We start from the raw sequence: 12,091 nt of genomic DNA, 5'->3' as shown, positions 1-12,091 counted from the left end.
TAGCGCAGGTTTCATGTACTTTGAATCTGTACTTTCTTACCTCGCTACGTTTATAAATGACATCTCTTTAATGAACTTCTCGATTCGCCTCGCGGGTCATCTTTATATATCTTTAATGTCCTGGTTTGTGTTTCAGCCAAGTCTTATTGCTCTTCGCTTTCTGTTTAACCTTTTCATTATTTCAATCTTTTTTATTCCGTTACTAAACTCCGTTTGGTAACCCCCGTTTTGTTTGGGACTGCAAAGGTAGAAATCTTTTTCTATTTGTCAAGACTTTTATTTTCTTTTTTTCTTTTTGTTTCTTAGAACGCTAATTCTGATAAACTTAAAGAGACAAACCTCCTTTACAACCTTTCAAATACTCAATCTCACTGATCCTTTTCTCTGTTTCTCTTCCTCCGAAGCGGGATGCAAAAGTAGGAAAATTCCATCAACCTCCAAACCCTTTCCCATTATTATTTCATGAATTCTCCTAACTCATTAAAGGCTAGGCAGAAAATTAAATTTGCGCTCCGGGCAGGCCATGATCCGCCCGGCTCCCGGGGTAAACCGCCGGGGCATCGGCCAGGTTTCCCGCAGGCACAACTCAGGCGATTTACCTCAGCTTGGCCTGGGAAGAGCCTGAGAAACCCCTCAGAAAAGCCTGATTTCTCCCGAACAGGTATACAGTCGGCACAGCGCCGGTACCCAAAGGATACCTTACTTTTTTATCTTAAGCCATTAGGTGTATTTATTACCAGTGTTTATTACGAGATGCCAAGCTCGAAGAAGCTGCGAAGCAAAATAAATCACCAACGACAACGTGCGTTCGCTATACTGAATTCGCCATGCCGGCGAAGGCCCGCATCAGCATCTCTCAAGAGAAAGAAAGCCCTGCTAGTGCGGGGTCCTGAAATAAATTCAGGATGACGATCGATTAAAAAAGAACGACGATTAAACAAGATTGTCATTACCACTTTTTTGCATTCTTTCCAATGCTAGGCTCTCAGCACGACCGATTAAACAATTACGATCGCTTAAACAATGACCATCGATTAAATAATGAGGCTCGTTTATACGATCTTGCCCTTTTGAACAGCTTCCTTCAAAAAGGAATGCTTCGGTTTAATACTGGCCTGTAGCCAATAATACCAAGGTACAAGCCTCTAATACTTCTATATCATTTTCTGACAAGAGTTCTTCCAGCTCCTGATTTTCGGTTCCCGGGTTAAAAACAACACGTTTAGGACGAGTTTGTAGTATATAGTTATAATAGCCACTTTGTAAATGCGGACCTATATATAAGGTTATCGTATCAATATCATTATGTGCATGTCCGGGCTGCTCAATTTCCTCCCCCGCTACTTCACCTTTTTTTATACCAACATTGATAATATCGTGCCCTTTCGATTTAAGCATATGTGCTGCCTTATAGGCATACCTTTCTGGATTAGGGCTAGCCCCGATAATTAGTGTTTTTTTCACAATCTAAAATTTTAACAGCAAAGAAATCTGTCCGGCATGATAAGCATGATGCTGTACCAAGCCATTTAACAATTCAAAATAGCTCAAGCGAGTACCGGTTTCCTGCTGAATGGCAGCCCCCCATTGATCTTCAGAAATTTCCATGGCAAGATGGAGTAGCTTTTCATTAGCTAACCGAAACTCACTCAAAATGACATTCCATTCTTGCATGGTTTCTTCTTTAACTTTAGGCCAACCACCATTTTCAGGCTCTTTGGCTATATTTCCCTCTAATCTAGAATATACTTCTTCAGTCCACGAAGTTAAGTGCAATACTATTTCGGCAATACTATGCACATTAGGAATTGGCCTGCTAAATATCTGGTCTTTATTTACCAAGGCAAGAATAGCAGAAACGCTATTGCCATGCCATGCATCTCCATAGTATGCCTTTCTCAATTCATTTGCGAAATCAATCATACCGAAACAACAAATAAAAACTAAATGTGTTTAGCTAAACTTCAATATCGCATTGGCGCAATTAACACCATCAATAGCTGCTGATACGATACCTCCGGCATAGCCGGCGCCTTCTGCACATGGATACAATCCTGCAACCTGAGAGTGCTGAAAAGTCTCTCTATCTCTTGGTATTCGCACCGGCGATGAGCTTCTGCTTTCTACTCCTACTAAAATAGCTTCGTTAGTGTAGTAGCCTCTCATTTTTTTCCCAAACAAAGGCAGGGCGTTCTTTAGACTCGATGCCACAAAATCGGGTAAAGTATCTTTAAGCATTACGCTTCTTGTTCCAGGCAGATAAGAGTTTTTAGGTAAATCAATTGAAGTTCGTCCTTCAACAAAATCGACCATTCTTTGTGCCGGAGCAACCAAATCCCCTCCTCCTAACTTAAAGGCGGTCCTTTCTATCTCTGCCTGAAAATGCATCATTCTTAATGGATCTTCGCCCTTAACATCATCAAGTGTTATTTGGACTACCGTTCCCGAATTTGCAAATGGGTTATTTCTTTTTGATGGCGACCATCCGTTAACTACTATTTCATCGGCATAAGTTGCACAAGGTGCGATTATACCACCGGGGCACATACAAAAAGAGAATACACCCCTACTTCCAACTTGCTCAACTAAACTATAGTAAGCTGGCGGCAAAAACTCGCTTCTAATATCACAATGGTACTGCGCGGCATCTATAATTGATTGGGGATGCTCTATCCTTACACCTAAAGCAAAGGGTTTGGCCTCCACAAGAATGTTTTTCTCGTGAAGCAGTTCATAAATATCTCGTGCAGAATGACCTGTAGCAAGGATAACAGAATCAGCTAACAGCTTCTCTTCTCCATTAACTACTACTCCTTTTATCTTTCCGAAATCAATAAGGATATCCGTTACTTTCTGATCAAAACGAACCTCCCCTCCTGCATTTAAAATGGTTTCTCTAATTGCAGTGATGATATGAGGTAATTTATTTGTTCCAATATGTGGGCGGGCATCAACAAGAATATCCTCCGCAGCGCCATGTTGAACAAAAGCCTGAAGTACCTTATTAATATCTCCTCGTTTATTAGATCGGGTATATAACTTACCATCAGAATATGTTCCTGCACCACCTTCGCCGTAGCAATAGTTAGATTCGGTATTTACGATACCCTCTTTATTAATAGCTGCCAAATCCCTTCGGCGTTGCTTTACATCCTTACCTCGCTCAAGAACTATTGGCTTTAATCCGTTTTCTATGCATTGAAGTGCGGCAAATAATCCGGCAGGACCAGCACCAACAATGATTACGTGTTTAGAATTACTGACATTTTGATAGTTAACGACATAGGATTCTGCCAATTGTGGCTCATCAATAAACACCCTTACCTGAAGTCTGTAAATAACTGCTCTAGACCGTGCATCAATTGATCTTTTAAGGATTTTATAGCCCTTAATCTGTGATACATCAATCTTTAGTACTTGTGAAAGGTTTTTCTTTAGCGTACTTATATTATCAATTTCCTCAGGAATGAGTGTAATTTCTACGTCCTTTTGCATAATTCTTGTCAGGTTTTTATCCCGAACTGTAACAAAGGTACAGAAATTGAGTTCTAATGCGTAAATTAACACTGAAAAACAAAACAGAAAAATATGAAAAAAGTAGTTTTAGTAATTGTAGGAATCTTAGTCTTATTGGTGGCAGTAAGTGGTTGTGGTTACAACGGCTTGGTTAAACTGGATGAGGATGTAAAAACCAAATGGGCACAAGTTGAAACACAGTATCAACGCCGTTCTGATTTGATCCCTAATCTTGTAAGCACAGTTAAAGGTGCAGCAAAATTTGAGCAGGGTACATTAACTCAGGTTATTGAAGCACGTGCTAAAGCGAGCCAGATCACAGTTGATCCTGATAAATTAACTGAAGAGAATATGCAGAAATACCAAGCTGCGCAAGGCCAGTTAAGTCAGGCGTTAGGTAAATTAATGGTTCTAACAGAGAACTATCCTGAACTTAAAGCTACTCAGCAGTTTAGTGAATTATCAGCTCAGTTGGAAGGTACAGAAAACCGCATCACCGTGGCTCGTAAAGATTTTAACGAATCGGTTCAAGTTTATAATACAAAGGTAAGATCATTCCCTAACAACCTTACTGCCGGAATATTCGGATTTAGCCAAAAAGCAGCATTTAAAGCTGATGCTGGTGCACAAAATGCACCTAAAGTAGAATTCTAATATACCGTAACAACATTTAAGGGTAATGTATGTTTATTCATTTAAACGTACATTACCCTTATCTTTATTAAGTAATCCAATTATGGGGCCATTCACAGAACAAGAACAAGAACAAATTTCTCAGGCTATATCTGATGCTGAAAAAAGCACTTCAGGAGAAATCAGAATTGCTGTAGACAAACATTGCAGCGGCGAAGCATACGAAAAGGCAATATCGTACTTTTCGAAACTTGGGATGGATAAAACATCAAGACATAATGGTGTGCTAATATATCTTGCTTATGAAGATCATAAGTTTGCAATAGTTGGTGATACGGGAATCCATAAAGTAGTACCTGAAGATTTCTGGGAAACAACTAAAGTTGCAATGAGAGCACATTTTGCTGCCGATAATTTAGCACAGGGCATTATTGCGGGTGTAGTTTTAGCCGGAGAGAAACTGGCAACGTTTTTCCCTTCGCAAAGCGATGACATTAACGAATTGCCCAATGACATTATTTTTATGGATCAGAATAAAACTGTTTAAGCTATGAAAAAACTAATCGTAGCATTATTCTTACTCACTATATCCGCTGTTGGATTTGCCCAGGATTTTCCGGCAAAGCCAAACAAACTTGTAAATGATTTCACAGGAACACTTTCTGCTGCTGAACTGCAACAACTGGAACAAAAACTAGTTGCCTTTGATGATTCAAGCTCAACTCAAATAGCAATAGCTATATTGAAATCGGTGGGCGACTATGATATCAACGAATATGCGCTTGAACTTGGCAGAAAATGGGGAGTTGGTAGTTCAGGAAAAAACAACGGGATAATGATTGTAGTGGCACTTGGCGACAGAAAGATCTCGATCCAAACAGGCTACGGCCTGGAAGGTGTATTACCCGACATCTATGCCAAGCGTATTATTGAAAACGAAATAAAGCCTTATTTTAAAACCGGAAATTATTATCAGGGTCTCGAAGCAGGTACTGATGCCATTATAAAATATACCAAGGGCGAATACAAAAACGAGAACCCTAAAAAAAGAAATGATGCCGGTGGTGGTGGCAGTATGTTAGCCATCATTATTATCATTGTCGTTATCATCATCATTCTTAGAAGAGGTGGCGGTAGTGGCGGCGGCGGGCAAGTTATTGGTGGCCGTGGTGCTGCTGATGCTCTTTTCTGGAGTATGCTTTTAGGTGGTGGCAGAAGTTCTGGCGGTGGCTGGGGCGGTGGTAGCAGCGGCGGAGGCGGTGGCTTCGGAGGATTTGGTGGTGGTAGTTTTGGTGGCGGTGGTAGCAGTGGTAGCTGGTAAACGATATGTTAAGAAGAGACTTAATTACTGCCGAAATTCAAAAACTTGCTCAAGTTCTGGCTCGTATTATGGGCTTAAAGTTAGAGGGCAAATTAGCTGAAGCTGATGATCTGCTTATTGAGTCGTTAGCGAATGATTTTGGGATTACGCCAGAAGAATTGTATTCAAGTTCTTCTGATGAATTTGATGTGCTGTTAACCGAGAAGGCATTTCCTGCTGAAAAGCTAGAAATGCTAAGTCAGTTCTTCTATTCACAATTCGATCCTTCAGTTATTAATCCAAGAAACGATTCTTTTGCGGAAAAGCTTTCCTTAATATACCGTATTCTTGAAACCAAACATCACATTGTAAACATGACTAATCTAGACCGTCAAAAGCTGGTCGATCAATATCTTAATAGCTAATATGGAAATAAAAAAATGGCAGAGACTTTCATCAAGATACCTGGTGAAAGAAAAATGGGCGACTTTACGTGTGGATACTTGCGATTTGCAAAATGGGGTTATAAAAGACGACTATTATGTTCTGGAATATCCAAACTGGGTTAATGCTATTGCAGTAACCGAGGACAACAAAATAATTATGGTTAGACAGTATCGTCATGGAGCAGATATCATATCATTAGAAATACCCGGAGGCGTAATAGATGGAGATGAATTACCTGAAGTTGCCATTAAACGAGAACTATTAGAGGAAACCGGTTATTCATTTAAAAGTGCTGAACTGATAGCGACATTATATCCTAATCCGGCAACGGCAACAAATGTTACTTATACCTATTTGCTAAAAGGAGGCGTTAAAACCCACGATCAGCATTTAGATGAACATGAGATCCTTAATGTAGAGGAATACACTATAGACGAGGTTAAACAGATCCTTAAGGACAATAAAATTGAACAAGCCTTACATTCTGCAGCCTTATTTTATGGCCTAATGAAACTTGAGGTTCTAAAATAGAAAGTAGTCACATAAAAAAGCCCTGCAAGTAAAACTTGCAGGGCTTTTTTATGTGATAAGATTTGAGCTCTAATGATTTAGCTCATTTTTAGTTTCTTTTGTATGTCGTGTACGTAACCTTTAAACTTCTTATCTGTATCAATTAAATCTTCTACAGTCTGGCATGCATAAATTACTGTTGAGTGATCTCTTCCTCCAAAGAAAGCTCCAATAGTTTTTAATGATGACTTAGTGTGACTCTTAGAAAGATACATGGAAATCTGTCTTGCCTGAACAATTTCACGTTTCCGCGTTTGCGATTTCACCATGTCTACAGGAACTTCAAAATACTCACACACCAATTTCTGGATGTATTCCATTGAAATCTCTTTGGAAGTGTTTTTGATGAAGTTTTTCAACATCTGTTTAGCTAACGCTAAATCGATGTCTTTTTTGTTTAAGGTTGATTGAGCTAACAGGGAAACCATTGCACCTTCCAGTTCCCTTACGTTATTATCAATGTTGTGGGCTACGTACTCCACTACTTCAGCTGGCAATTCAATACCATCTGCATACATTTTCTTTTTAAGAATTGCTATTCTTGTTTCAAAATCAGGAATCTGCAAATCTGCAGAAAGCCCCCATTTAAAACGACTTAACAACCTTTCTTCTAGTCCGGCAAGGTCTTTAGGTGCTTTATCTGACGACAAAATAACCTGTTTACCTGATTGATGAAGATGATTAAAGATATGGAAGAATATATCTTGTGTTTTCTCTTTACCTGCAAAGTTGTGCACATCATCCATGATGATTACATCCATTGCCTGGTAGAAGTTCACAAAATCATTAATCGTATTGTTCTTTAATGAATCAACAAATTGCTGACAGAATTTCTCACACGAAACATAAATTACCAGTTTGTCTGGCATGTTACGTTTAATTTCATTACCAATAGCTTGAGCTAGGTGTGTTTTTCCTAACCCTACTCCTCCATAAATCATTAACGGATTAAACGAAGTACCTCCTGGTTTTGCGGCTACGGCATAGCCCGCTGATCTTGCTAAACGGTTGCAGTCTCCCTCTATGTAATTCTCAAACGTATAGTTAGAATTCAATTGAGGATCAACATTAAGTTTCTTTAAACCCGGAATAATAAAAGGGTTCTTAATGTCTTTGTTTATAGAAACCGGAATTGGCATTGATTGAATCTTTGCCTCTGCCCCATTTCCATTACTTGGCATGTTGGTAGTATATGGCGACCCCGTATTAGAAGACTTATCCACAACGATGTTATACTCTAACCTTCCCTCATCTCCTAATTGCTTTTTAACTGTTTTACGAAGCAGACCTACATAGTGTTCTTCCAACCATTCATAGAAGAACAAACTAGGCACTTGTATGGTTAAAACTTTGCCTTCCAATTTCAATGCTGATATCGGTTCGAACCAAGTCTTGAAACTTTGGGTCGGTATGTTATCTTTTATGATTTGGAGACAGTTTTTCCACACTTCTGTACAAGTTTTTTCCATTGTTATTCTATAATTTGTTGGTTTACAGTGACGATACGAGCATAAAAAAACTGCTGTTTCGAGAGATCGAATATTCAAAAAATTATCAACAAAAAAAACTTAATTTTCATTTATTTGGTAACTCATTAGCTTGCAACAACCTACCCTTGTTAACCTGAATTTTTTGTGTTAATAACTATTTATTAACATCCTTTTTAATATTCCCCAAAAACATTACGTAGAACATCGGCTATCTCGCCAAGGGTTGCGTATGCTTCAACCGCTATCAAAATGTGCGGCATTAGATTCTCAGTCCCTTTAGCAGCTTCAGATAAATTCTTCAACGCTTTTTCAACAGCATTGTTGTCTCTTTCGGCTTTTAGCTTAGTTATCTTCTCTGTTTGTATTGTACGGATAGATTCATCTATAGTAAATACTTCGGTTATGCCTTCCTGTTCCTGTGTAAATTTATTTACACCAACAATTACCCTACTGGCCTCTTCAACCTCAACCTGATAACGATAAGCTGCGTTTGCAATTTCATTTTGAATATACTCATTTTCTATTGCATTTACAGAGCCACCCATCGCATCTATTTTATCTATATATAACTGCGCTGCCGTTTCAATTTCATCTGTTAGTGTTTCTACAAAATAAGACCCTGCCAAAGGATCTACCGTATCGGTTACTCCACTTTCAAAAGCGATTACCTGCTGTGTACGCAAAGCGATTTTTGCCGCAGCTTCAGTTGGTAAGGACAGCGCTTCATCATATCCATTTGTATGCAGAGACTGGGTGCCTCCTAAAACTGCAGCCATGGCCTGATTAGTTACCCTGATTACATTATTAAGTGGCTGCTGCGCAGTAAGTGTTGATCCGCCTGTTTGAGTGTGAAAACGCAGCATTTGAGCTTTCTCATCTGTTGCCCCAAGTTCCTTTGTTATTTTGGCCCACATTCTTCTTGCCGCTCTAAACTTGGCTATCTCCTCAAAGAAATTATTGTGGCAATTGAAGAAGAAAGAAAGTCGTTTAGCGAATACATTAATATCCAACCCCTTATCTAACGCTGCATTAAGGTATGCCTTTCCGTTTGCCAGAGTAAATGCCAGTTCCTGAACGGCAGTAGATCCTGCTTCGCGGATGTGGTACCCAGAAATAGATATCGTATTCCACTTAGGCACTTCCTTACTGCAATATTCAAAAATATCAGTAATGATCCTCATTGAGGGTTTTGGTGGATATATATACGTACCTCTGGCGGCATACTCTTTTAAGATATCATTTTGAATAGTACCGGATATTTGCTTAATGTCTGCTCCCTGTTTTTTGGCTAATGCAATATACATTGCCAATAAAATTGAAGCCGTAGCATTTATTGTCATAGATGTGGTGATCTTTTGCAGTTCTATCCCATCAAACAATATCTCTATATCTTTTAATGAATCGATAGCAACACCAACCTTACCTACTTCCCCTTCTGACATATCATGATCAGAGTCATATCCAATTTGAGTTGGAAGGTCAAACGCCACAGACAACCCCATCGTTCCTTGTTTTAGCAAGTAATGATAACGCTTGTTAGATTCTTCAGCGGTGGAAAATCCTGCATACTGTCTCATCGTCCACAACCTACCTCTATACATATCCTTTTGGATACCTCTGGTAAAAGGAAACTCGCCCGGAGTTTCTGCTAAAGGTTTTGCGGTAGTGTATACTTCCTTTATTTCAATGCCTGAAGTTGTGGTAAACCTTTTCTCTTTCATAATTAAAATAACAAGTGAATATCCTTTTTAATCAGATCTAATGTTAAATCATAAGGGTTATCGGCAATACCTGCCATATGCTGCAATATCTTTCTACTCAAATCTACTCCTTCTGCTTCGGCAGGTAAGCCACGGGCAGCATTGCTAACCATAGTTAAAGTATCATCTTTAAGCTTACGCACAACATCCCATGTTGCCGCACTTATATATAATTGCTGAGCTACATTATGCTGATATTCCGATCTTACTTCGTTAAGCAATACTGACTGAAGATCGACAACGGAAATGCCTTGCTGATGTACCCGTATTAATAGATTAGCAGGATTAATCCTATCAACAAAAACAATAAGGCGTTCATGCGCCTGAAGTCGTAACGGAAGTATCTGTAAATGTTCTTCCTTTTTAGGATCCGATGGTTTAGTTTCAACAGATTTTGTAACCAGGTACTTACGCAAATCATTTATAAAGAGATAATATCCGGCTGCAACAGTTATAATACCACCTGTAGCCAATATGGCAACTTCTGTTAAAAAGTTTTGTACGTTCATTCAGCTTTGTTTGAATACAGTAATAATTAGTATAGAGTCTCAGCAAAAATGTACAAATTATTTATATTTACGCCACTATTTGACATATTAAATGACGACATAGACGTCTCTATCAGAGATAGCTATAGCACGTTTGTAAACAATTATAACTAAATTTGTACTTCCTAATTTTTTAAGAATATGAGTAATACAGTAGATACAGCATTTGCACCGGTAACTTTCACAGAAGGCGCTGTAAAGGAGCTTTTTAAATTAAAAGATCAGCAAGAGATTTCTGAAGACTTCGGATTACGCGTAGGAGTTGACGGTGGAGGCTGCTCTGGAATGAGCTATGTACTAGGTTTTGATCAGAAAAAAGAAGGCGATCAGGAATTCATTATTGATGGCATTAAAGTTTTCATGCACAAAGCTCATCAGATGTATTTGATGGGAATGCAGGTAGACTGGCAGGATGGTTTAAACTCAAGAGGCTTCACTTTCAGTAACCCAAATGCAAATAGCACTTGCGGTTGCGGAACAAGTTTCTCAGTTTAAGTTCCTATTCTTTTGTAACATTATACATGGTCTCGTTGTCTTAACAGCGGGACTTTTTATTTTTATCCCTTTAAGAATATATTTCATTTGAAATGACCTATACCGAAAACGTACGACTAGCCCTTCAATCTATAAAAAGTAACCGCTTGCGCACCATGCTTACAGCATTGATTATTGCAATTGGTTTATCTGCATTAGTAGGTATATTAACAACTCTTGATGCTGTAAAGAAAAGTATGACGGAGGCTTTCTCTAGTATGGGAGCCAACGCTTTCACTGTCAGAAACAGAGGATCGGGTATTAGGGTTGGAGGCTCAGGCCAACGTCCAAAACCATTCAGATCTATCAAGTATGAAGATGCCATAAACTTTAAAGAAAGACTAAACACCCCTGCAACCGTAGCAATCAGTGTATTTGCTACAGGTGGTTCGACTGCAAAATATGGAGCTGAAAAAACCAATCCAAACATCAATATTCAAGGCATTGATGAGAATGGATTAAACGCACAGGGCTTCAACCTTTCGCTTGGCCGTAATTTCAGTCCTGCTGAAGTTCAATCCGGTAACAATGTTTGTATAGTAGGGAATGAGATCAGAACCAAACTTTTTAAGAACCTAGATCCAATAGATAAAATCATTAACGTTGGCAACAACAGGTTAAAAATTATTGGAGTTCTTGAATCTAAAGGCCAAAGTATGGGCTTTAGTGGCGATAGATCCGTTTATGTCCCTCTTTTAAAAGCAAAACTGATCAACACCAATTCAAATCCTTCTTATACCATTACCGTAATGGTGCCAAGTAATGACCAGATGGACAACATTATTGGCGAGGCCACATCGGAACTGAGAAAAATAAGGAAAGTAAAAATCTCCGAACCCAATAATTTTGAAATCACCAAAAGTGATTCACTTGCTCAAACACTATTCGAACAACTTCGAATGGTTGTATTGGGTGGTATAGCCATTGGAGTTATTACACTAATTGGCGCCTCAATTGGTTTAATGAATATTATGCTAGTTTCTGTAACAGAAAGAACTCGTGAAATTGGAATCAGAAAAGCCATTGGAGCCAATCCTTCAGTAATCAGAAAACAGTTCCTTATTGAGGCTGTCATCATCTGTCTTATTGGTGGCGCGTTTGGTATATTCCTGGGTATCGCTATTGGAAACCTAATCTCCTTTGCAATGGGAGGATCATTCATCATACCATGGGAATGGATTATGGGAGGTTTTGCGCTATGTGTTGGCGTTGGAATTATCTCAGGTTATTATCCTGCAAAAAAAGCTTCTAAACTTGATCCGGTAGAAGCATTAAGATATGAATAAAAAAAAG

Annotated in this window: 14 protein-coding genes; 8 read left to right on the top strand and 6 right to left on the bottom strand. The window is 38.9% G+C overall.

The window, feature by feature from the left end; all coding sequences use genetic code 11:
* A partial coding sequence (locus tag HQN83_RS25230; protein WP_217277459.1) for a hypothetical protein occupies positions 1–220 on the top strand: 220 nt, incomplete at its 5' end.
* Positions 221–1,104: 884 nt separating this feature from the next.
* Here the strand turns inward: HQN83_RS25230 and HQN83_RS23105 are convergent.
* The 3 genes from HQN83_RS23105 to HQN83_RS23095 are packed head-to-tail and all read right to left on the bottom strand — an operon-like array spanning position 1,105 to position 3,495.
* On the bottom strand, positions 1,105–1,464 hold the full coding sequence (locus HQN83_RS23105) for a CoA-binding protein (RefSeq protein ID WP_173093796.1): 360 nt from the start codon (positions 1,462–1,464) through the stop codon (positions 1,105–1,107).
* A gap of 3 nt (positions 1,465–1,467) precedes the next feature.
* Positions 1,468–1,923 carry a DinB family protein gene (locus tag HQN83_RS23100; protein WP_173093794.1) on the bottom strand — a complete coding sequence of 152 codons (456 nt, stop codon included), beginning with the start codon at positions 1,921–1,923 and terminating at the stop codon, positions 1,468–1,470.
* A 30-nt stretch (positions 1,924–1,953) separates the two neighbouring features.
* Positions 1,954–3,495 carry an NAD(P)/FAD-dependent oxidoreductase gene (locus HQN83_RS23095; RefSeq protein WP_173093792.1) on the bottom strand — a complete coding sequence of 514 codons (1,542 nt, stop codon included), beginning with the start codon at positions 3,493–3,495 and terminating at the stop codon, positions 1,954–1,956.
* 93 nt (positions 3,496–3,588) lie between these two features.
* Here HQN83_RS23095 and HQN83_RS23090 point away from each other — a divergent pair, with 93 nt between their 5' ends.
* The 5 genes from HQN83_RS23090 to HQN83_RS23070 all read left to right on the top strand — a co-directional run bounded on the left by HQN83_RS23090 (position 3,589) and on the right by HQN83_RS23070 (position 6,427).
* Positions 3,589–4,170, top strand: coding sequence for a LemA family protein (locus HQN83_RS23090; protein WP_173093790.1), 582 nt, complete (start codon positions 3,589–3,591; stop codon positions 4,168–4,170).
* 82 nt (positions 4,171–4,252) lie between these two features.
* A complete protein-coding gene (locus tag HQN83_RS23085) occupies positions 4,253–4,696 on the top strand; it encodes a TPM domain-containing protein (RefSeq protein ID WP_173093788.1) in 444 nt (147 codons plus the stop codon).
* A gap of 3 nt (positions 4,697–4,699) precedes the next feature.
* Entirely contained in the window at positions 4,700–5,470 is a 771-nt protein-coding gene (locus HQN83_RS23080) for a TPM domain-containing protein (protein ID WP_173093786.1), read from the top strand.
* A 5-nt stretch (positions 5,471–5,475) separates the two neighbouring features.
* Positions 5,476–5,874: a hypothetical protein gene (locus HQN83_RS23075; RefSeq protein WP_173093784.1), complete on the top strand. Its 399-nt coding sequence runs from the start codon at positions 5,476–5,478 to the stop codon at positions 5,872–5,874.
* Between the two features lies 1 nt (position 5,875).
* Positions 5,876–6,427: an NUDIX hydrolase gene (locus HQN83_RS23070; RefSeq protein WP_173093782.1), complete on the top strand. Its 552-nt coding sequence runs from the start codon at positions 5,876–5,878 to the stop codon at positions 6,425–6,427.
* Between the two features lie 77 nt (positions 6,428–6,504).
* On the opposite strand, the gene dnaA is transcribed toward HQN83_RS23070, so the two are convergent.
* The 3 genes from dnaA to HQN83_RS23055 all read right to left on the bottom strand — a co-directional run bounded on the left by dnaA (position 6,505) and on the right by HQN83_RS23055 (position 10,225).
* Positions 6,505–7,935 (bottom strand): chromosomal replication initiator protein DnaA, encoded by a 1,431-nt coding sequence (dnaA, locus tag HQN83_RS23065; RefSeq protein WP_173093779.1) that lies wholly within the window; start codon positions 7,933–7,935, stop codon positions 6,505–6,507.
* A gap of 194 nt (positions 7,936–8,129) precedes the next feature.
* Positions 8,130–9,677, bottom strand: a complete 1,548-nt coding sequence (locus HQN83_RS23060) for an acyl-CoA mutase large subunit family protein (protein WP_173093777.1) — start codon at positions 9,675–9,677, stop codon at positions 8,130–8,132.
* A 2-nt stretch (positions 9,678–9,679) separates the two neighbouring features.
* Complete coding sequence (locus tag HQN83_RS23055) at positions 9,680–10,225, bottom strand: DUF7935 family protein (RefSeq protein ID WP_173093775.1); 546 nt, start codon at positions 10,223–10,225, stop codon at positions 9,680–9,682.
* A gap of 180 nt (positions 10,226–10,405) precedes the next feature.
* Between HQN83_RS23055 and HQN83_RS23050 the strand changes: the two genes are divergently transcribed.
* Complete coding sequence (locus HQN83_RS23050; RefSeq protein WP_173093773.1) at positions 10,406–10,759, top strand: HesB/IscA family protein; 354 nt, start codon at positions 10,406–10,408, stop codon at positions 10,757–10,759.
* Between the two features lie 92 nt (positions 10,760–10,851).
* Positions 10,852–12,084 carry an ABC transporter permease gene (locus HQN83_RS23045; protein WP_173093771.1) on the top strand — a complete coding sequence of 411 codons (1,233 nt, stop codon included), beginning with the start codon at positions 10,852–10,854 and terminating at the stop codon, positions 12,082–12,084.
* Positions 12,085–12,091 lie beyond the last annotated feature (7 nt).

The sequence above is a fragment of the Pedobacter foliorum genome (assembly GCF_013266735.1).
Lineage (GTDB): Bacteria > Bacteroidota > Bacteroidia > Sphingobacteriales > Sphingobacteriaceae > Pedobacter > Pedobacter foliorum.
Note: the sequence above shows the minus strand (reverse complement) of the source record. Positions and strands in the feature narration are given on the sequence as shown.

What these genes read in the sequence shown, in the direction of transcription:
- HQN83_RS23045 (WP_173093771.1), top strand. Translation starts at nt 10,852, where the DNA reads ATGACCTATACCGAAAACGTACGACTAGCCCTTCAATCTATAAAAAGT.
- HQN83_RS23050 (WP_173093773.1), top strand. Translation starts at nt 10,406, where the DNA reads ATGAGTAATACAGTAGATACAGCATTTGCACCGGTAACTTTCACAGAA.
- HQN83_RS23100 (WP_173093794.1), bottom strand. Translation starts at nt 1,923, where the DNA reads ATGATTGATTTCGCAAATGAATTGAGAAAGGCATACTATGGAGATGCA.
- HQN83_RS23080 (WP_173093786.1), top strand. Translation starts at nt 4,700, where the DNA reads ATGAAAAAACTAATCGTAGCATTATTCTTACTCACTATATCCGCTGTT.
- dnaA (WP_173093779.1), bottom strand. Translation starts at nt 7,935, where the DNA reads ATGGAAAAAACTTGTACAGAAGTGTGGAAAAACTGTCTCCAAATCATA.
- HQN83_RS23075 (WP_173093784.1), top strand. Translation starts at nt 5,476, where the DNA reads ATGTTAAGAAGAGACTTAATTACTGCCGAAATTCAAAAACTTGCTCAA.
- HQN83_RS23070 (WP_173093782.1), top strand. Translation starts at nt 5,876, where the DNA reads ATGGAAATAAAAAAATGGCAGAGACTTTCATCAAGATACCTGGTGAAA.
- HQN83_RS23085 (WP_173093788.1), top strand. Translation starts at nt 4,253, where the DNA reads ATGGGGCCATTCACAGAACAAGAACAAGAACAAATTTCTCAGGCTATA.
- HQN83_RS23090 (WP_173093790.1), top strand. Translation starts at nt 3,589, where the DNA reads ATGAAAAAAGTAGTTTTAGTAATTGTAGGAATCTTAGTCTTATTGGTG.
- HQN83_RS23055 (WP_173093775.1), bottom strand. Translation starts at nt 10,225, where the DNA reads ATGAACGTACAAAACTTTTTAACAGAAGTTGCCATATTGGCTACAGGT.
- HQN83_RS23060 (WP_173093777.1), bottom strand. Translation starts at nt 9,677, where the DNA reads ATGAAAGAGAAAAGGTTTACCACAACTTCAGGCATTGAAATAAAGGAA.
- HQN83_RS23095 (WP_173093792.1), bottom strand. Translation starts at nt 3,495, where the DNA reads ATGCAAAAGGACGTAGAAATTACACTCATTCCTGAGGAAATTGATAAT.